General features: G+C 72.8%; 17 protein-coding genes. 11 read left to right on the top strand and 6 right to left on the bottom strand.

Annotation, left to right across the window (positions count from 1 at the left end; genetic code table 11):
* Window positions 1-56 precede the first annotated feature (56 nt).
* The 3 genes from GA0070611_RS13080 (at window position 57) to GA0070611_RS13070 (ending at window position 3,810) form a co-directional block, all read left to right on the top strand.
* Window positions 57-545, top strand: coding sequence for a Rieske (2Fe-2S) protein (locus GA0070611_RS13080; protein WP_091663392.1), 489 nt, complete (start codon window positions 57-59; stop codon window positions 543-545).
* A 41-nt stretch (window positions 546-586) separates the two neighbouring features.
* Window positions 587-2,530 (top strand): excinuclease ABC subunit UvrC, encoded by a 1,944-nt coding sequence (uvrC, locus tag GA0070611_RS13075; RefSeq protein ID WP_091663390.1) that lies wholly within the window; start codon window positions 587-589, stop codon window positions 2,528-2,530.
* Between the two features lie 629 nt (window positions 2,531-3,159).
* The gene (locus GA0070611_RS13070) at window positions 3,160-3,810 is read left to right on the top strand and encodes a C39 family peptidase (protein ID WP_091663386.1); all 651 of its coding nucleotides are present in this window, start codon (window positions 3,160-3,162) and stop codon (window positions 3,808-3,810) included.
* Window positions 3,811-3,861: 51 nt separating this feature from the next.
* Here the strand turns inward: GA0070611_RS13070 and recQ are convergent, their stop codons facing one another.
* Window positions 3,862-5,703 (bottom strand): DNA helicase RecQ, encoded by a 1,842-nt coding sequence (gene recQ / locus GA0070611_RS13065; RefSeq protein ID WP_091663382.1) that lies wholly within the window; start codon window positions 5,701-5,703, stop codon window positions 3,862-3,864.
* A 228-nt stretch (window positions 5,704-5,931) separates the two neighbouring features.
* On the opposite strand from recQ, the gene rapZ reads away from it, so the two are divergent.
* The 8 genes from rapZ (at window position 5,932) to GA0070611_RS13025 (ending at window position 12,968) form a co-directional block, all read left to right on the top strand.
* Window positions 5,932-6,858 (top strand): RNase adapter RapZ, encoded by a 927-nt coding sequence (rapZ, locus tag GA0070611_RS13060; protein ID WP_091663378.1) that lies wholly within the window; start codon window positions 5,932-5,934, stop codon window positions 6,856-6,858.
* Window positions 6,855-7,838, top strand: a complete 984-nt coding sequence (locus GA0070611_RS13055) for a gluconeogenesis factor YvcK family protein (RefSeq protein ID WP_091663375.1) — start codon at window positions 6,855-6,857, stop codon at window positions 7,836-7,838. The genes rapZ and GA0070611_RS13055 overlap by 4 nt, the downstream gene beginning before the upstream one ends.
* Before the next feature lie 56 nt (window positions 7,839-7,894).
* A complete protein-coding gene (gene whiA / locus GA0070611_RS13050; protein ID WP_091663372.1) occupies window positions 7,895-8,875 on the top strand; it encodes a DNA-binding protein WhiA in 981 nt (326 codons plus the stop codon).
* Between the two features lie 264 nt (window positions 8,876-9,139).
* Window positions 9,140-10,144 (top strand): type I glyceraldehyde-3-phosphate dehydrogenase, encoded by a 1,005-nt coding sequence (gene gap / locus GA0070611_RS13045; RefSeq protein WP_091663368.1) that lies wholly within the window; start codon window positions 9,140-9,142, stop codon window positions 10,142-10,144.
* The gene (locus tag GA0070611_RS13040; RefSeq protein ID WP_091663365.1) at window positions 10,141-11,340 is read left to right on the top strand and encodes a phosphoglycerate kinase; all 1,200 of its coding nucleotides are present in this window, start codon (window positions 10,141-10,143) and stop codon (window positions 11,338-11,340) included. Before gap ends, GA0070611_RS13040 begins: the two co-directional genes overlap by 4 nt.
* Window positions 11,341-12,132, top strand: coding sequence for a triose-phosphate isomerase (gene tpiA, locus GA0070611_RS13035; RefSeq protein WP_091663360.1), 792 nt, complete (start codon window positions 11,341-11,343; stop codon window positions 12,130-12,132).
* Between the two features lie 96 nt (window positions 12,133-12,228).
* Entirely contained in the window at window positions 12,229-12,492 is a 264-nt protein-coding gene (gene secG, locus GA0070611_RS13030) for a preprotein translocase subunit SecG (protein ID WP_091663356.1), read from the top strand.
* Between the two features lie 134 nt (window positions 12,493-12,626).
* Window positions 12,627-12,968: an RNA polymerase-binding protein RbpA gene (locus GA0070611_RS13025; RefSeq protein WP_091663352.1), complete on the top strand. Its 342-nt coding sequence runs from the start codon at window positions 12,627-12,629 to the stop codon at window positions 12,966-12,968.
* A gap of 94 nt (window positions 12,969-13,062) precedes the next feature.
* Here the strand turns inward: GA0070611_RS13025 and pgl are convergent, their stop codons facing one another.
* From pgl to tal, 5 genes are all read right to left on the bottom strand, one after another.
* Window positions 13,063-13,833, bottom strand: coding sequence for a 6-phosphogluconolactonase (gene pgl / locus GA0070611_RS13020; protein ID WP_091663349.1), 771 nt, complete (start codon window positions 13,831-13,833; stop codon window positions 13,063-13,065).
* A gap of 151 nt (window positions 13,834-13,984) precedes the next feature.
* On the bottom strand, window positions 13,985-15,001 hold the full coding sequence (locus tag GA0070611_RS13015; protein ID WP_091663346.1) for a glucose-6-phosphate dehydrogenase assembly protein OpcA: 1,017 nt from the start codon (window positions 14,999-15,001) through the stop codon (window positions 13,985-13,987).
* 31 nt (window positions 15,002-15,032) lie between these two features.
* Window positions 15,033-16,547, bottom strand: coding sequence for a glucose-6-phosphate dehydrogenase (zwf, locus tag GA0070611_RS13010; RefSeq protein ID WP_167604424.1), 1,515 nt, complete (start codon window positions 16,545-16,547; stop codon window positions 15,033-15,035).
* A gap of 38 nt (window positions 16,548-16,585) precedes the next feature.
* Window positions 16,586-18,220 carry a glucose-6-phosphate isomerase gene (locus GA0070611_RS13005; protein ID WP_091663338.1) on the bottom strand — a complete coding sequence of 545 codons (1,635 nt, stop codon included), beginning with the start codon at window positions 18,218-18,220 and terminating at the stop codon, window positions 16,586-16,588.
* Between the two features lie 64 nt (window positions 18,221-18,284).
* Complete coding sequence (gene tal / locus GA0070611_RS13000) at window positions 18,285-19,463, bottom strand: transaldolase (RefSeq protein ID WP_091663334.1); 1,179 nt, start codon at window positions 19,461-19,463, stop codon at window positions 18,285-18,287.
* Window positions 19,464-19,474 lie beyond the last annotated feature (11 nt).

The following is a 19,474-nucleotide window of genomic DNA, read 5'->3' as shown; positions in this document are numbered from 1 at the left end:
CCAGAAGTGTGGCCGCGGATCACGACAGGGTGGCGGCAACCGAGAGAGGGGCCGGAATGAGTGACGATCAGGTGCCAACCGGACCGGGTACGCAGAGCCGCCGGGCCCTGCTCGCCGGGGTCGGCGCGGTCGGGGCCGCGGTGGTGCTGTCCGGCTGCGGCGACGACGACGACAAGGGCGCGGAGAGCTCGGCGCCGACCAGCGGCGGGCCGGGCGCGACCGGTGCCGGTGACGCCGGTGGCGGCAACCGGGACAGCACCGGTCCACTGGCGCGGACCACCGACATCCCGGTCGGTGGCGGCACGATCCTCGCCGCCAAGGGTGTGGTGATCACCCAGCCGAAGGCGGGCGAGTTCAAGGCCTTCGACCCCATCTGCACCCACCAGGGCTGCCCGGTGTCGAACGTCGACGGCGGCACCATCAACTGCACCTGTCACCAGAGCAAGTTCTCGATCGAGGACGGTTCGGTGAAGGCGGGCCCCGCGCCCCGGCCGCTCGCGGCGAAGAACATCAAGGTCACCGGGGACCAGATCACCCTGGCCTGACCGGAGCTGCGGTGTCGGGGGGTCGGACTACGCTTGCGGGCGTGGCTGACCCCTCGACCTACCGTCCCGCGACCGGCACCATCCCGGAGTCCCCAGGGGTCTACCGCTTCCGCGACGGCACCGGCAAGGTGATCTACGTCGGCAAGGCGCGCAACCTGCGCAGCCGGCTCAACTCCTACTTCGCCGACCCGGTCAACCTGCACCAGCGCACCCGGCAGATGGTCTTCACCGCCGAGTCGGTCGACTGGATCACCGTCGCCACCGAGGTCGAGGCGCTCCAGCAGGAATACACCTGGATCAAGCAGTACGATCCCCGGTTCAACGTCCGCTACCGCGACGACAAGTCCTACCCCTACCTGGCGGTCACCCTCGACGAGGACTACCCGCGCCTGCAGGTGATGCGGGGCGCCAAGCGCAAGGGGGTGCGCTATTTCGGGCCGTACTCGCACGCCTGGGCGATCCGCGAGACGCTCGACCTGCTGCTGCGGGTCTTCCCGGCGCGGACCTGCTCGTCCGGGGTGTTCAAGCGGGCCGGCCAGGTGGGCCGGCCCTGCCTGCTGGGCTACATCGGCAAGTGCTCCGCGCCCTGCGTCGGCACCGTCACCGCCGAGCGGCACCGGGAGATCGTCGACGGGTTCTGCGACTTCATGGCCGGGCGCACCGACACCATGGTCCGCCGGCTGGAGAAGGACATGCTCGAGGCCAGCGAGCAGCTGGAGTTCGAGCGGGCGGCCCGGCTGCGCGATGACGTGGCGGCCCTGCGGCGGGCGATGGAGAAGCAGACCGTGGTGCTCGGTGACGGCACCGACGCCGACGTGGTGGCCTTCGCCGACGACCCGCTGGAGGCCGCGGTCCAGGTCTTCCACGTCCGCGACGGGCGGGTGCGCGGCCAGCGCGGCTGGGTGGTGGAGAAGACCGAGGAACTCACCACCGGTGACCTGGTGCACCACTTCTGCACCCAGGTCTACGGCGGTGAGCAGGGCGAGGCCGACGTGCCGCGCGAGCTGCTGGTGCCCGAGCTGCCCGGCGACGCCGACGCGCTCGCCGACTGGCTCTCCACCCGCCGGGGCAGCCGGGTGTCGCTGCGGGTGCCGCAGCGCGGCGACAAGCGGTCGCTGCTGGAGACCGTGGAGCGCAACGCCCGGGACGCGCTGGCCCGGCACAAGCTCAAGCGGGCCGGCGACCTGACCACCCGCAGCAAGGCCCTCGACGAGATCGCCGACGCGCTCGGCATGCGCACCTCGCCGCTGCGCATCGAGTGCTTCGACGTCTCCCAGATCCAGGGCACCGACGTGGTCGCCAGCATGGTCGTCTTCGAGGACGGGCTGCCGCGCAAGAGCGAGTACCGGCGGTTCATCGTCCGGGGCGCCACCGACGACCTGTCCGCCATGAACGAGGTGCTGCGCCGGCGCTTCGCCCGCTATCTCGACGCCCGGGCCGAGACCGGCGAGATCGGCGAGGAGACCGCCGGCGACCCGGACCGGCCCGGCATCGATCCCACCACCGGCCGGCCCCGCAAGTTCGCGTACCCGCCGCAGCTGGTCGTGGTGGACGGTGGCGCGCCGCAGGTCGGCGCGGCCGCGCAGGCCCTCGCCGAGCTGGGCATCGACGACGTGGCGCTCTGCGGCCTGGCCAAGCGGCTGGAGGAGGTCTGGCTCCCCGACGACGACTACCCGGTCATCCTGCCGCGCACCTCCGAGGCGCTCTACCTGCTGCAACGCGTACGCGACGAGGCGCACCGGTTCGCCATCACCTTCCACCGCCAGCGGCGCTCCAAGCGGATGACCGAATCGGCGCTCGACAACGTCCCCGGCCTGGGCGACGTACGCCGCAAGGCGCTGCTGCGCCACTTCGGCTCGCTGAAGCGGCTCTCCGCGGCGACGGTCGAGGAGATCACCGAGGTGCCCGGGGTGGGCCGGCGGACCGCCGAGGCGATCCTCGCCGCGCTCGACGAATCCGCCCAGCCCACCGCTCCCTCCTCCTGACATTCCGGCTCGGCCTGTGGCCGTCTGCCGCCTGCTGTCTGCTTGTCTGCCGGGGCGGGGCGGGGCGGGGCCGGAACGGGCGGGGCGTGGGCGTGTTGAGCGAGCTGGACAGGGATGTGGGCCGGCTGGCCGTGTCGTCCGGGCGTGCCCGCCGTCGCCGACCCGCCCGCATGTGCCGCATCATCCTGAATGCGCCTCGTGTCCGGATCGGCGAGGGGTGCGGTGGCCCTGCCGCACCGACGGGACGTTCCGCCCCGACTGCGGCGTGGTCGGGGCCACTCGTCAGGCGGAATCATGACCGGGGCGGGGTCGTTGAACATGGCAGACCGCGCGGCACCCCGAGCCCTCGGGCCGGGTGAGGCCCCGGTCGGAATGACCGGCCACCCGCCGTGGTTACATCCCCGGAACCCCGAGGACCGGCCCGCCGGCCGGCACCCCCGGGATCGTGGGACCCCCACCCGGCGAGCGCCGAGGGAATGACTCCCCGCCGCCGGTCGTTACACCCCCGGGCCGCCTGAGCAGGTCACCTTTTGATCGCCGGGCCCACCCAGACTTCCCCCCTTCCGCGGCACCACCGCACCCCCCTGTCGCGGGTGCCGCGCAACCCCCGAGCAGAGGAGCACCTCATCATGGCTACCACGCTGCTGCGCAAGACCGTCCTGACCGCTGCCGGCTTCGCCGCCACCGCCGCAGGGATCGCCGGCCCGGCCATCGCCGCGCACGCCGCCCCCGCCGAGAAGACCACGCAGGTCAGCACCGACCGCAAGGGCCACGGCGAGCGCGAGCTGAAGGTCGACTACGAGGCCCAGCCCAACTTCTACTACTGCGGCCCCGCCGCCACCCGCAACGCCCTGTCCGTGCTCGGCAAGAACATCGACGTCGACGCCATGGCCAAGGAAATGGGCACCACGGAGGACGGCACCAACAGCATCAACGACATCACCCCCGTCCTGAACAAGGAGACCGGCCGCAACGCGTACCACAGCACCGAGATGCCGGCCGACAAGGTCGACGGTGCCCGCGTGGAGAAGCTGCGTACCGACATCGTCAAGGCCGTGGACGACGGCCGGGCCGTGGTCGCCAACATCGCCGGCACCGCCACCGACACCGACGGCACCACCCACAGCTTCGAGGGTGGCCACTACATCAGCGTGGTGGGCTACCGCGACGGTGGCAAGGTCGTGACGATCGCCGACTCGGCCAACCCGGACATGGCCTCGTACCGGATGGACGTGGACGCCCTGGCGCACTGGATCGCCAGCCGCGGCTACAGCTCCTGACGCGAGTGCGAAAGGGCCCGACCCCACCAGGGGTCGGGCCCTTTCGTCGGGTCAGCCCTCGGCGAGCACGGCCAGGATCCCCTCGCCGTACTTGGCGAGCTTGTTCTCCCCGACGCCGCTGATCCGGGAGAGGTCGGACAGCGAGCCGGGGGCCTCGGTGGCGATCTGCCGCAGCGTGGCGTCGTGGAAGATCACGTACGCCGGTACGCCCTGTTCCTTGGCGGTCGCCGCCCGCCAGGCCCGCAGCCGCTCGAAGACACCCGCAGCGGCCGGGGTGAGGTCGGCGACGACGGTGGCCGCGCCGCGCGGCTTCGCCGACCGGGTCGACGCCGGCCGTTCGGGCTCGCGGCGCATGGTGACCGTGCGACGGCGGCCCAGCACCTCGGCGCTCGCCTCGGTCAGCGCCAGCGTGCCGTAGTCGCCCTCGACCGCGAGCAGGCCCTCGGCGAGGAGCTGGCGGACCACGCCCCGCCACTCGGTGTCGCGCAGCTCGGTGCCGATGCCGAAGGTGCTCAACGCGTCGTGGCCGTACTGGTCGATCTTGTCGGTGTGCTTGCCGAGCAGGATGTCGACGCAGTGCCCGGCCCCGAACCGCTGGTTGCGCTCCTTGTCGAGCCGGTAGACGGTGGAGAGCAGCTTCTGTGCGGCGACCGTGCCGTCCCAGGACTCCGGCGGCTCCAGGCAGGTGTCGCAGTTGCCGCAGCCCCCGGTGGCGGTCTCGCCGAAGTATTCGAGCAGTTGGGCGCGGCGGCAGCGGACCGTCTCGCAGAGCGCCAGCATCGCGTCGAGGTGCGCGGCGAGGTTGCGCCGGTGGGCCAGGTCGCCCTCCGAGGTCTCGATCATCTTGCGCTGCTGCACCACGTCCTGCAGGCCGTACGCGAGCCAGGCCGTGGAGGGCAGTCCGTCCCGCCCGGCGCGACCGGTCTCCTGGTAGTAGCCCTCCACCGACTTGGGCAGGTCGAGGTGGGCGACGAAGCGTACGTCCGGCTTGTCGATGCCCATGCCGAAGGCGATGGTGGCCACCATGACCAGCCCGTCCTCGCGCAGGAAACGCTGCTGGTTGCGAGCGCGGGTCGCCGCGTCCAGACCGGCGTGGTAGGGCAGCGCCGCGACGCCGTTGGCCACCAGGAACTCGGCGGTCTTCTCCACCGAGGCGCGGGAGAGGCAGTAGACGATGCCGGCGTCGCCGGGGTGCTCGTCGCGCAGCAGGGCGAGCAGTTGCTTGCGCGGCTCCCGCTTGGGCACGATCCGGTACTGGATGTTGGGCCGGTCGAAGCTGGCCACGAAGTGCCGGGCGTCGGTGAGCTGGAGCCGGGTGGCGATCTCGGTGCGGGTGGCCCGGGTCGCCGTGGCGGTCAGCGCGATGCGCGGCACGCCCGGCCAGCGCTCGTGCAGCATCGACAGGTTGAGGTAGTCGGGCCGGAAGTCGTGGCCCCACTGCGACACGCAGTGCGCCTCGTCGATCGCGAACAGCCCGATCCGGCCCCGCTCCAGCAGGCCCAGGGTGGACCGGACCGCGAGCGCCTCGGGGGCCAGGTAGAGCAGGTCGAGCTCGCCGGCGAGGAAGGCCGCCTCCACCCGCCGCCGCTCGGTGAGGTCCTGCGTCGAGTTGAGGAAGCCGGCCCGTACGCCCACGGCGGTGAGCGCGTCGACCTGGTCCTGCATCAGCGCGATCAGCGGCGAGACGACCACCGCGACGCCGTCGCGGACCAGCGCGGGGATCTGGTAGCAGAGCGACTTGCCGCCGCCGGTCGGCATCAGCACCAGCGCGTCGCCGCCGGCCACCACGTGGTCGACGACCTGCTGCTGGAAGCCCCGGAAGGCGTCGTAGCCGAACACCCGGTTGAGCACGCCCAGGGCGTCCTCGGTCCGCTGACCGGTGGGGGAGACCATCCGCGCAGTCTACGAGCGGCCCCCGACACGACCCGGCTCCGGTCGGGCCGGGGCGCGGCCCGGCCGCCGTGTCGGAAGGGCGACCGGGGCGGTCCGGGAACCGGCAATCCGGACAAGTGCCTGTTCCGGTGGTCACCCCGTGGAATCCCGGGCGGGGTCGCAGCCGTTAGAGTCGTCGACTGACCATGCGCGGCCGGACGGCCGCGGCGCCACGGCTGGGGGTATCGGGTGAGCGAGGCGCGGACGGGTGAGCTGGTGCCGACCGGGGCCGAGGCGCGGCCGGCGTCGACCGAGGCGGACACCAGCCTGGTGGTGGTCACCGGCCTCTCCGGTGGTGGGCGCAGCACGGTGGCCCGGGCCCTGGAGAACGTCGGCTACTACGTGGTGGACAACCTGCCCCAGGCGCTCATGCTCGACATGGCCGAGCTGGCCTTCAAGGCGGGCGGGGCGGCCCGGCGTACCGCGATGGTGCTGGACGTGCGTTCGCGCGCCTTCTCCACCGACCTGGCCGGCGCGATCCGGGAGCTGCGCGAGCGCGGCTTCCAGCCCCGGGTGGTCTTCGTCGACGCCGACGACGACGTGCTGATCCGCCGCTTCGAGAGCGTCCGCCGCTCGCACCCGTTGCAGGGCGAGGGGCGGCTGGCCGACGGCATCGCCGTCGAGCGGGCGCTGCTGGAGGAGGCCCGCGAGCAGGCCGACGTGATCATCGACACCTCGCACCTGAACGTCAACCAGCTCCGCCGTCGGGTCGAGGAGCTGTTCGGCGGCGAGGACGCCCGCCGGCTGCGGATCACCGTGCTCTCCTTCGGCTTCAAGTACGGCCTCCCGCCGGACGCCGACTTCGTGATGGACGCCCGTTTCCTGCCCAACCCGTACTGGGTGCCGGAGCTGCGCGAGCACACCGGGCGCGAGGAGGCGGTCAGCGCGTACGTGCTCAACCAGGAGGGCGCGGACGCCTTCGTGGCCGGGTACGCCGACCTGGTCAACGCGACCACGGCCGGCTTCGAGCGGGAGGGCAAGCGCTACCTCACCGTCGCGGTCGGCTGCACCGGCGGCAAGCACCGCAGCGTGGCGATCGCCGAGGAGTTGGCGATCCGGCTGCGCCAGTCCGGCATCGCCGCCAACGCGCAGCACCGGGACCTGGGGCGGGAGTGAACCCGATCAGGGTGGTCGCCTTCGGTGGCGGGCACGGGCTCTCCGCGTCGCTGCGGGCGCTGCGCCGCTGCGTACCCGAGCTGGACCTGGACATCACGGCGGTGGTCACCGTCGCCGACGACGGCGGCTCCAGCGGCCGGTTGCGCGCCGAGCGCGGCGGCCTGCCCCCCGGCGACCTGCGCCAGGCGCTGGTCGCCCTGGCCGGCGACCACCCGGGCACCCGGCGCAGCGCGGCCCTGTTCCAGCACCGCTTCGAGGCCGGGCTGGCCCACGTGGCCGGCGGTGCGGCCGACTCCCTGGCCGGGCACGCCGTCGGCAACCTGCTGATCTGCGGGCTGATGGAGCTGCTCGGCGACCCGGTGGCGGCGCTCGACCACGCCGGCGCGATGCTCGGCGCGGTGGGGCGGGTGCTGCCGATGTCGCGCCAGCCGGTCGGCATCGAGGCCCGGGTGCGCGGCGCCGATCCGGCCCACCCCGACGAGGTACGCGCGGTGCGCGGCCAGCACCAGGTGGCGGTCACCTCCGGCCGGGTGGAGTCGCTGCGGCTCACCCCGGCCGCGCCGCCGGCCTGCGCGGAGGTGCTGACCGCGGTCCGGGACGCCGACTGGTTGATCTTCGGGCCGGGCAGCTGGTACACCAGCGTGCTGCCGCACCTGCTGGTGCCCGGGCTGGCCGACGCGATCGTGTCCAGCTCGGCGCGTCGGCTGGTCACCCTCAACCTGGTGGCGGAGAAGGAGACCCTCGGGCTCTCCCTGGCCGACCACCTGGACACCCTCGGCCGCTATCTGCCCGAGTTGAAGGTGGACCTGGTGCTGGCCGATTCGACGGCGGTGGGTGATCCCGAGGCGGTCGGGCGTGCGGCAGAATCGCTGGGTGCCCGGCTGGTCCTCGCTCCCGTGGCCGTCGTCGACGGCACGCCCCGCCATGATCCTGCCGCGCTGGGCGCCGCGCTGGTGCCCGTCCTGGGCGCCGATCGTTAGACACGTACGTACACACCGGCGACACGCCGGAACCGGTCCGTGAGGGGGCGCTCAACATGGCGATGACGGCTGCGGTCAAGGACGAGCTGAGTCGGGTCGACGTGCCCAAGCCCTGCTGCCGGCGGGCGGAGATGGCCGCCCTGCTCCGGTTCGCGGGCGGCCTGCACATCGTCTCCGGCCGGGTGGTGGTGGAGGCGGAGCTGGACACCGGCGCGGTCGCCCGGCGGCTGCGCCGCGAGGTCGCCGAGGTGTACGGCTACCCGAGCGAGATCCACGTGCTCGCCTCCGGTGGGCTGCGCAAGGGCAGCCACTTCATCGTGCGGGTGGTCAAGGACGGCGAGGCGCTCGCCCGGCAGACCGGCCTGCTGGACGTCCGGGGCCGGCCGGTGCGCGGGCTGCCGCCGCACGTGGTCGCCGCCAACGTCTGCTGCGCGGTCTCCGCCTGGCGGGGCGCGTTCATGGCGCACGGGTCGCTGACCGAGCCGGGCCGCTCCAGCGCCCTGGAGATCACCTGCCCCGGGCCGGAGTCCGCGCTGGCGCTGGTCGGCGCGGCCCGGCGGATCGGCATCACCGCGAAGAACCGCGAGGTGCGCGGCGTGGACCGGGTGGTGGTCAAGGACGGCGACGCGATCGCCGCGCTGCTCACCCGCATCGGCGCGCACTCCAGCGTGCTGGCGTGGGAGGAGCGGCGGGTGCGCCGGGAGGTGCGGGCGACGGCCAACCGGCTGGCCAACTTCGACGACGCCAACCTGCGGCGTTCGGCGCGCGCCGCGGTGGCCGCCGCCGCCCGGGTCACCCGGGCGCTGGAGATCCTCGCCGAGGACGCGCCCAACCACCTCACCTCGGCCGGGCGGCTGCGCCTGGAGCACCGGCAGGCCTCGCTGGAGGAGCTGGGCGCGCTGGCCGAGCCGCCGCTGACCAAGGACGCCATCGCCGGCCGGATCCGCCGGCTGCTCGCGCTGGCCGACAAGCGGGCCCGCGACCTGGGCATCCCGGATACGGAAGCGGCCGTCACGCCCGACATGCTCGTGGTCTGATAGGACGGTGAGGCGTCGAGCTGCGGATCGGATCTCCACCCGCCGCAGCACGGCGGCGCGCGCTCGGATAAGGTCGCAGCGTACGGCAAGGGGGCCGGCACAGGCCTTCCTCGCCGTGACTCACCGCCTCGGGCGGTCAGGTCCCCAGGACCGCGGCGGGGTGGCCGAGATGAACCGTCAACGGCCGGCTCCAACGGTCGGCGAACACATCTCCGCCGGCCGGTGTCTCACGCCGGCGGACCAGAACGCGAGGAGATGGGACCTGTGACCATCCGGGTTGGCATCAACGGCTTCGGCCGGATCGGCCGTAACTTCTTCCGGGCAGTGCTGGCGTCCGGCGCCGACATCGAGATCGTGGCGGTCAACGACCTGACCGACAACGCGACGCTCGCCCACCTTGTCAAGTACGACAGCATCCTGGGGCGCCTGCCGCACGAGGTGAAGGCCAGCGCCGACGAGATCACCGTGGGCGGCAAGGCCATCCGGGTGTTCGAGGAGAAGGACCCCGGCAAGCTGCCGTGGGGCGAGGTCGGCGTCGACGTCGTCATCGAGTCCACCGGGTTCTTCACCGACGCCACCAAGGCGAAGGCGCACATCGACGGCGGGGCCAAGAAGGTCATCATCTCCGCGCCGGCGAAGAACGAGGACGTCACCGTGGTCATGGGCGTCAACCAGGACCAGTACGACCCGGCGAAGCACAACATCATCTCGAACGCCTCGTGCACCACCAACTGCCTCGCGCCGATGGCGAAGGTCCTCCAGGACACCTTCGGCATCACCAAGGGCCTGATGACCACCATCCACGCGTACACGCAGGACCAGAACCTGCAGGACGCGCCGCACAAGGACCTGCGTCGGGCCCGCGCCGCCGCGCTGAACATCGTGCCGACCTCCACCGGCGCCGCGAAGGCCATCGGCCTGGTGCTGCCGGAGCTCAAGGGCAAGCTCGACGGGTACGCGCTGCGGGTGCCGATCCCGACCGGCTCGGCCACCGACCTGACCGTCGAGGTCGGCCGGGAGACCACCGTGGACGAGGTCAACGCCGCGATCAAGGCCGCCGCCGAGGGCCCGCTCAAGGGCGTCCTGGTCTACAACGAGGACCCGATCGTCTCCGCCGACATCGTCACCGACCCGGCGTCGTGCATCTTCGACGCGCCGCTGACCAAGGTCATCGGCAACCAGGTCAAGGTCGTCGGCTGGTACGACAACGAGTGGGGCTACTCCAACCGCCTGGTCGACCTGGTCAAGCTGGTGGGTCAGTCGCTGTGACGATTCGCAACCTCGACGACCTGCTCGCCGAGGGGGTGTCGGGTCGGCGCGTGCTGGTGCGCGCCGACCTGAACGTCCCGCTCGACAAGCAGAGCGGTGAGATCACCGACGACGGCCGGATCCGGGCCGTCCTGCCCACCCTGAGCGCGCTGGTCAAGGCCGGCGCCCGGGTGGTCGTCTGCTCGCACCTGGGCCGCCCGAAGGGCGCGCCGGACCCGCAGTTCAGCCTCCGTCCGGTCGCCGGCCGGCTGGGTGAGCTGCTGGACGCCCCGGTGCACTTCGCCGAGGACACCGTCGGCGACTCGGCCCGTTCCACCGTGGACGCCCTGGCCGACGGCCAGGTCGCCCTGCTGGAGAACCTGCGCTTCAACAAGGGCGAGACCAGCAAGGACTCCGCCGAGCGGGGCGCCTTCGCCGACCAGCTCGCCGCCTTCGGCGAGGCGTACGTCGACGACGCCTTCGGCGCGGTGCACCGCAAGCACGCCAGTGTCTACGACGTGCCGGCGCGGCTGCCGCACGTCGCCGGTCGCCTCGTCCTGCGTGAGGTCGAGGTGCTCAGCAGGCTGACCGGCGCGCCGGAGCGGCCGTACGTGGTGGTGCTGGGCGGTTCCAAGGTCTCCGACAAGCTGGCCGTGATCGAGGCGCTGCTGCCCACGGTCGACCGGCTGCTCATCGGCGGCGGGATGTGCTTCACCTTCCTCAAGGCCCAGGGCCACGAGGTGGGCACCTCGCTGCTGGAGGAGGAGATGGTCGAGACCTGCCGCAACCTGCTGGAGCGCGCGCCGGGCAAGATCATGCTCCCGGTCGACGTGGTGGCCGCCGACGCCTTCGCCCCGGACGCCGCGCACGACACCGTGCCCGCCGACGGCATCCCCAGCCACCGGCTGGGTCTGGACATCGGCCCGGAGACGGTGGCCGGCTTCGCCGCCGTGCTGTCCGACGCGAAGACGATCTTCTGGAACGGCCCGATGGGCGTGTTCGAGATGGCCGCGTTCGCCAACGGCACCCGGGGTGTCGCCGAGGCGATCACCAAGGCCGACGCGTTCAGCGTGGTCGGCGGCGGTGACTCCGCCGCGGCGGTGCGCGCCCTCGGCCTGGACGAGTCCTCGTTCGGCCACATCTCCACGGGCGGCGGCGCCTCCCTGGAGTACCTGGAGGGCAAGACCCTCCCCGGCATCGCGGCTCTGGAGAACTGAATGGCGAGCACCACCCGCCGGCCGCTGATGGCCGGCAACTGGAAGATGAACCTGAACCACCTCGAGGCCAACCTGCTGGTGCAGAAGCTGGCGGCGAGCCTGAACGAGAAGCAGCTCACCGACGTCGAGTGCGTGGTGCTGCCGCCCTTCACCGACCTGCGGACCGTGCAGACCGCGGTGGACGGCGACAAGCTGCTGATCGGCTACGGCGGGCAGGACCTGTCGCCGTTCAACTCCGGCGCGTACACCGGGGACATCTCCGGTCCGATGCTGGCCAAGCTGGGGTGCAGCTACGTGGTGGTCGGGCACTCCGAGCGCCGGCAGTACCACCACGAGGACGACGCCCTGGTCAACGCCAAGGTGGCCGCGGCCCTGGAGAACGGCCTGACCCCGATCCTGTGCATCGGGGAGGGGCTGGAGATCCGCGAGCAGCTCAAGCACGTGCCGCACTGCTGCGACCAGCTGGACGGCGCGCTGAAGGGGCTCTCCGCGGAGCAGGTCACCAAGGTCGTCGTGGCGTACGAGCCGGTCTGGGCGATCGGCACGGGCAAGACGGCGACGCCGGAGGACGCCCAGGAGGTCTGCGGCGAGGTGCGCAGGCGGCTCGTCGAGACGTACGACGAGGGCACCGCGGCGCAGGTCCGGATCCTGTACGGCGGGTCGGTCAAGGCGTCGAACGTGGCGTCGATCATGGCCCAGCCGGACGTGGACGGGGCCCTGGTCGGGGGCGCCAGCCTGGACGCCGAGGAATTCGCGCAGATCTGCCGGTTCCCGGAGCACATCGCCCGCTGATCGCTCGCTATCCTTGACGCTGCCCGTCCACCGGCCGGTGCTGCAATGCCCGACCCTGCCGGGCAGATGATCGTTACGAGAGGACCGACACCCGCCATGCCGATCGCGTTCGTCTACACGTTGATCGTGTTGTTGATCATCACGAGCATCCTGCTCACCCTGCTGATCCTGCTGCACCGAGGTAAGGGTGGCGGCATGTCGAGCATGTTCGGTGGAGGGGTCAGCTCCAGCCTGGCCGGCTCCTCGGTGGCCGAGAAGAATCTCGACCGGTACACCGTGCTGGTGGGTATCGTCTGGTTCGCCTGCATTGTCGGGATCGGCCTCTGGCTCCGGCTCCAGCTGGACAGCGGCGGCGCCTGAGCAGGCTCGTCGAAGCGTACAATCTGCGCGCGGTCCGTCACGGACCGCGCGCAGTTTGTTTTCCCGCTGCACCGCGTCGCCCGCCGCCCACCCCTCCGAGCGGCGGTCCCCTCCGACGACAGGAGCGAGCAGCCGTGACGAATGGCAATGTCATCCGTGGTACCCGGATCGGGTCCGCCCCGGAACGCTTCGACCAGCGCGTCGAGCCGGCCCCGCGCCGGCCAGTGGTCTACTGGTGCCGCAACGACCACCGGGTCCAGTTCCAGATCGCCGCCGAGGCGCAGGCCCCGGCCACCTGGGACTGCCCGCGCTGCGGCGAGCCGGCCGGCCCCGACCGGGACGACCCGCCCGGACGCTCCCGCGCCGAGCCCTACAAGACCCACCTGGCGTACGTCCAGGAGCGCCGCACCCCCGAGGAGGGTGAGGCCCTCCTCGCCGAGGCCCTGGCCGCCCTCCACCACCGCCGCCGCCCCTGACCCACCCCCGCCGGTCATCGGCCCTCATTCACGGAAAGAGTGGCTGTCCACCGTCGGACAACCACTCTTTCCGTGAATCAGCGCGCGCGGGGCCTCAGCGGAGGCTGCGGGAGCGGGGTGGGACGTTGCTCGCGGCGGCGCGGTCGAGCAGCCAGAGGGTACGGGCGACGCCGTGCACGCCGGCCGCGGGCAGCTGGACCGGACCGGCGCCGGCCAGCGCCATGCCGACCGCGCGGGCCTTGTCGGCGCCCGCCGCGACCAGCCAGATCTCCTCGGCCGTGTTGATCGTCGGCAGGGTGAGCGTGGTGCGCACCGGCGGCGGCTTCGGGCTGCCCCGTACCGCGCTGACCGGCCGGTTGTCGTGGTGCACCGGGTGCTCCGGGAAGACCGACGCCACGTGCCCGTCCTCGCCCACGCCCAGCATCAGCACGTCGAAGTGGGGGAGCGCGGCGTGACCCGGGCGCGCCGCCCGGGCCAGCTCCTGCGCGTACCCGGCGGCGGCCGTCTCCGGGTCGTCGCCGGCCGGCCCGTCCGAGGCCGGCATCGGGTGGATCCGGGCCGGGTCCAGCGGCACCAGGTCCAGCAGCGCCGCCCGGGCCTGCGTCTCGTTGCGCTCCGGGTCACCGGCCGGCAGGAACCGCTCGTCGCCCCACCAGACGTCGACCCGGGACCAGTCGACGGCGTCCCGCGCCGGCAACGCCGCCACCGCCCGGTGGACCGCCGCGGCGATCCGCCCGCCGGTCAGCACCACCGACGCCTGGCCCCGGTCCGCCTGCGCGTCGAGCAGCTTCACCACCAACCGGGCCGCCACCGCCTGCGCCAGCAGGTCCGGGTCGGCGTGTACGGCGACACTCGCCTCACTCATCCATGTGCCTTCGTTGCTCGGACCGCCTCGCGACGGTCACCTGTGCTTCCGACCGCGGCGCGGCCTTCGTTGCTCGGACCGCGCGGGGCTGCCCCGTGACGGTCACCTGTGCTGTCCGACCGCGGCGCGGCCCTCGTTGCTCCGGCCCGGCTCACTGCCGGGCGGTCGCCCCGGCGTGCGCGGTGACGCCCGCCTCGGCCCGCTGGGCGGTCGCCGGATCCTTCCACACGTGCACCCGCTGGGCCGGACGCTGGTCCAGCCCGGTGAGCCCGGCGGCCGCGCCGAGCGCCTCCGCGTACACCTGGTCGGCGTCGAGGCGGCGCAGCTCCTCGGCCAGCTCGTCGCCGAGCGGCCGGCGGACCAGCGGGAGCGTCCGGTCGTCCTGGCCGGTCCGGCGGAACGTGGCGATGCTGTCGTCCCGGGTGAGAGTCAGCTCGTCGCCGTTGGCGCAGCGCAGCTGCACCTCGCGCATCCGCGGGAACTCGTCGGTGTGCTGCCACGCCGGCTCGATGCCGAGCCGGGCGGAGAGCCAGCCGCGCATCAGCGCCGCCGTCGGGTCCGTACGCGGCGCCACCACGGTCGCCTCGGTCACCTTGGCCTCGGTGGTGTCGAACGCCCCGGCCACCAGGGTGCGCCACGGGGTGATCCGGGTCCAGGCCAGGTCGGTGTCGCCCGGCGCGTAGTCCTCGGCCCGCTGCCGCAGCGCGGCGATCGGGTCGGCGGCCTGCGCCGAGTCGGTGATCCGCCGGTCCGCGACCACGCCGAGGAAGTCCGTCGCGATCTCCTCCGGCGGCTCGCCGTGCCACCAGGTCACCACCGGCACGTCCGGCACCAGCAGCGGCATCACCACCGACTCGGCGTGCAGCGCGAGCCGGCCGTACATCCGGGTGACGACCGCCTCGCACGGGCCCAGCCGGCCGCCGACGACGATCTCCGCGTCGAGTCGGTTGCGTTCCCGCTCGACGTCGGAGCGGACCACCACGAGCAGCCGGCAGGGGTGCGCGGCGGCCGCGATGGTCGCCGCCGCCTCCGCCTCCCGGACCCGCTTCTCGTCCACCACGACGATCAGGGTCAGCGCCATCCCGCTGGCCACCCCGCCCGCGCTGCGCCGCTCGGCGGCGAGCGCCTTGACCACCTCGTTGCCGGTGGTGTCCCACAGCCCGATCATCGGAGCCTCCTGGTTCGCTCGCTGTGCTCGCTCACGCTCTCCGCCAAGCCCGGCCCTCGCGGACCAGCATCTCGTCGGCGGCCCGGGGGCCCCACTCACCGGCCCGGTACGGCTCCGGCGTGGTGCCCTCCCAGGCGTGCTCCAGCGGATCCACCACCTGCCAGCTCTGCTCGACCTCGGCCGCGTCCGGGAAGAGCGTCCGGTCGCCGATCAGCACGTCCAGCACCAGCCGCTCGTACGCCTCGGGGCTGGACTCGGTGAACGCCTCGCCGTACTGGAAGTCCATCGCGATGTCGCGGACCTCCATGGTGGTGCCGGGCACCTTCGAGCCGAACTTCAGCACCACACCCTCGTCCGGCTGCACCCGGATGACCAGCTGGTTGGGGCCGAGGGACTCCATGTCGGCCGGGTCGAACGGTAGGTGCGGGGCCTTCTTGAACATGATGGCCACCTCGGTGACCCGGCGCGGCAGCCGCTTGCCGGCCCGGATGTAGAACGGCACCCCGGCCCAGCGCCGGTTCTGGATGCCGAGCTTCACCGCCACGTACGTCTCGGTGGTGGAGTCCTCCGGGACGTCCTCCTCCTCCAGGTAGCCCTTGGCGCGCTCGCCGCCGACCCAGCCCGGCAGGTACTGGCCCCGGACGGTGTCCGCGGCGATGTCCGCCGGGACGGTGATCGCCTTGAGCACCTTCAGCTTCTCGGCCCGGATCTCGTCGGCGTCGAAGCTGGTCGGCTCCTCCATGGCGACCAGGGCGAGCAGCTGGAGCAGGTGGTTCTGGAGCACGTCACGGGCGGTGCCCACCGAGTCGTAGAAGGCGGCCCGGGTGCCGATGCCGACGTCCTCGGCCATGGTGATCTGCACCGAGTCGACGTACTTGGAGTTCCACAGCGGCTCGAACAGGTTGTTGGCGAAGCGCAGTGCCAGGATGTTCTGCACCGTCTCCTTGCCCAGGTAGTGGTCGATCCGGAACACGTCCTGGCCGGTGAAGACGTCGTCGACCAGGTCGTTGAGCGACTTCGCCGAGGGCAGGTCGTTACCGAACGGCTTCTCCACCACCACCCGGCGCCAGCCGCCGGACTTGGCGTTGTCGGCCATCCCGGTGCGGGCCAGCTGCTTGAGCACCACGGGGAAGGCCGCCGGGGGGATGGAGAAGTAGAAGGCGGCGTTGCCGTGGATGCCGTGCGTGTTCCGCAGTTCGTCCAGGGTCGAGGCGAGCTGGTCGAAGGCGGCGTCGTCGTCGAACGAGCCGCCGACGAACTTGATGTTGCCGGCCAGCCGCGCCCACACCTCCTCCCGCCACGGGGTACGGGCGTGCTTCTTGGCCGCGTCGTGGGCCAGCGACTCGAAGTCGCCGTCGCCCCAGTCGCGCCGGGCGAAGCCCAGGACCACGAAGCCGGGCGGCAGCAGCCCCCGGTTCGCCAGGTCGTAGACCGCCGGCAGCAGCTTCTTGCGGGCCAGGTCGCCGGTCACCCCGAAGATCACCAGTGCGCACGGCTCCGGGATCCGGGGCAGTCGCCGGTCCTGGGGGTCGCGCAGCGGGTTCATGCCGCCTCCTCGCTCCGCTGGTTCCACGTCGTTCATCGTCACGTCATTGTCCGTCCGGCCGCATCCAGCAGCTGGGCGACGCCCGCCGCCCGCTCGGTCAGGTGCAGTCGCAGCACCGGTCGCTCCCGGCCGGCCAGGGCCTGCCGGTCGCCGGCGGCCTGGGCCGCCTGAAGTTCCCCGAAGGTGTACGGGCGGCCGGGCACCGGCAGATCACCGGTGACCGCGCCGGTCACCTGGAGGAAGCTGCCGACCCGGGGGCCGCCCTTGTGGTACTGCCCGGTCGAGTGCAGGAACCGGGGACCCCAGCCGAAGGTCACCGGCCGCCCGGTCGCCCCCGCCAGCAGCGGGCGCAGCCCGGCCACCGCCGCGTCGGCGGACCGGTCGAGGTACGCCGTCACCGCGAGGTACCCGTCGTCGCCCAGCCCGTCCAGCAGCCGGGTCAGCGCGCCCGCCAGGTCACCGGGGAAGCCGTTCGGGGCGTACACCTCGATCGCGCCCTCGGTGAACGACGGCGGCTGCGCGGGCGCCCCGGCGGCCAGGATCCGGGCGGTGTTCTCCTTGCTCTCGGCGACGTTCGGCTGGTCGAACGGGTCGACGCCGAGCACCGCCGCGGCGACCGCGGTGGCGTACTCCCAGGCCAGGAAGTGCGCGCCGAGGGGACCGTTGACCGCCACGTCGGCGGCGTCGGCGTCCGGCGCGCGACCCGGGGCGAGCGTCCCGCCGTAGCTGACCCGCAGCACGTCGGGACCGCTCCCGCCGGGGGCGGCGGGCGACTCCACCACCACCGGCAGGATGCCCAGGCCGGCCTTGCCGGTGGACTCGGCGAGCAGCTGCTCGGCCCAGTCGCCCAGCCCGTCCACCCCGGTGCCGTCGGGGACCAGGGCGACCGTGCTCCGCCCGGAGCTGGCCGCCGCGCCCAGTGCCACGCCGAGGGCCAGCGCCGGATTGTCGTGGTCGTGCCCGAGCGACGCGGCGAGGGCGTCCGCGTCGTCCAGCAGGTCGGTCACCGGCACCCCGGCCAGCGCCGTCGGCACCAGGCCGAAGGCCGTCAGCGCCGAGTACCGGCCCCCCACCTCCGGGTCGGCCGGGATGGTGACCACGCCCATCTCGGCGGCGGTCGCCGCCAGCGGCGACCCGGGGTCGGTCACCACGACGAAGTGCCGGGCCGCCTCCGCCTCGGTCATCCCGGCGTCGAGGAACGCCTGCCAGTACGCCCGCCGGTGGCTGTCGGTCTCCACCGTCGAGCCGGACTTGCTGGCGACCACCACCACCGTCCGCTCCAGCCGGTCGGCCAGGGCGGCCCGCACCTGCCCGGGATCGGTGGTGTCCAGCACGGTGAGCGGCCGGCCCAGGGTCCGGGCGATCACCTCCGGGGCGAGCGACGAGCCGCCCATCCCGGCCAGCACCACGTGGTCCAGGTCGGCCAGCTCGGCGACCAGCTCGGCGAGCTGGGGAAGGAGTTCCCGGCTGCGGTGGTGGGTGTCCAGCCAGCCGAGCCGGATCTTCGCGGTGGCCTCCGCGTCGGGACCCCACACGGTCGGGTCCTGGGCGGCCAGCCGGGCCGGCACGTCCCGGTCGAGCAGCGCGGCGCGCACCGACGCCGACGCCTCGACCGCGCCGTGCACGGACAGCCCGCCCGCGACCTCCACCGGACCGGGCGGCGTCTCGCTCATCCGGACACCCGGACGGCGGGAAGCGCCCCGGGGCGGTGCCCCGGGACGCGTCCGACGCCGTTCGTCACGCGTTGCCCCCGGCCTGCTGCGAGGCCTGCGCGTTGCCCTTCGCGGCCCGGTTCGGCCGGTCGGCGCCCTTGGCCGCCTCGGAGAGCGACTTCTGCACCCCGTCCAGCAGCTCCTGCCAGCTCGCCTCGAACTTCTCCACGCCCTCGCGCTCCAGGGTGGCGATCACGTCGGCCATGTCCACGCCGACGGCCTGCAGGTCGGTGAAGACCTTCCGGGCCTCGTCGTACGCGCCGGTGATGGTGTCGCCCCGGGTCTCGCCGTGGTCGGCGTACGCGTGGATGACCGACTCCGGCATGGTGTTGACCGTGCCGGGGGCGATCAGCTCCTCGACGTAGATGACGTCCCGGTAGTCCGGGTTCTTGGTCGAGGTGGACGCCCAGAGCGGACGCTGCGGGTGCGCGCCCGCGTCGGCCAGCGCCTGCCAGCGGTCCGAGCCGAAGACCTCGCAGTAGCGCTCGTACGCCAGCTGGGCGTTGGCCACGGCGGCCTTGCCGCGCAGCGCCTTGGCCTCGTCGGAGCCGATCTTCTCCAGCCGCTTGTCGACCTCGGTGTCGACCCGGGAGACGAAGAACGACGCCACCGAGCCGATCTTGGACAGGTCGTGGCCGTTCGCCTTCGCCTGCTCCAGGCCGGCCAGGAACGCCTCCATCACCGCGGAGTACCGGTCCAGGCCGAAGATCAGCGTGACGTTGACGCTGATCCCCTCGGCCAGGGTGGCGGTGATCGCCGGCAGGCCCTCCTCGGTGGCCGGGATCTTGATGAACAGGTTCGGCCGGTCGACCAGCCACCAGAGCGCCTTGGCCTCGGCGACGGTCTTCTCCGTCTCGTGGGCCAGCCGCGGGTCGACCTCGATCGACACCCGGCCGTCCACGCCGGCGCTCTTGTCGTACGACGGGCGCATCACGTCGCAGGCCCAGCGCACGTCGTACGTGGTGAGCATGCGGACCGCCTCCTCGACCTCGAGGCCACGGGTGGCCAGGTCGCGGAGCTGCCAGTTGTACTCGGTGGCGTCACTGAGCGCCTTGGCGAAGATGCTCGGGTTGGTGGTCACCCCGGCCACGTGCTGCTCGCGGCGGAGCTGGTCCAGCCCGCCGGAGCTGAGTCGTACCCGGGAAAGATCGTCGAGCCAGATGGCCACACCTGCGGCCTGGAGCTCACTCAGCCTGTCGGTCATACCGTCCACGC

It is taken from the genome of Micromonospora auratinigra (assembly GCF_900089595.1).
GTDB classification, from domain to species: domain Bacteria; phylum Actinomycetota; class Actinomycetes; order Mycobacteriales; family Micromonosporaceae; genus Micromonospora; species Micromonospora auratinigra.
Note: the sequence above shows the minus strand (reverse complement) of the source record. Positions and strands in the feature narration are given on the sequence as shown.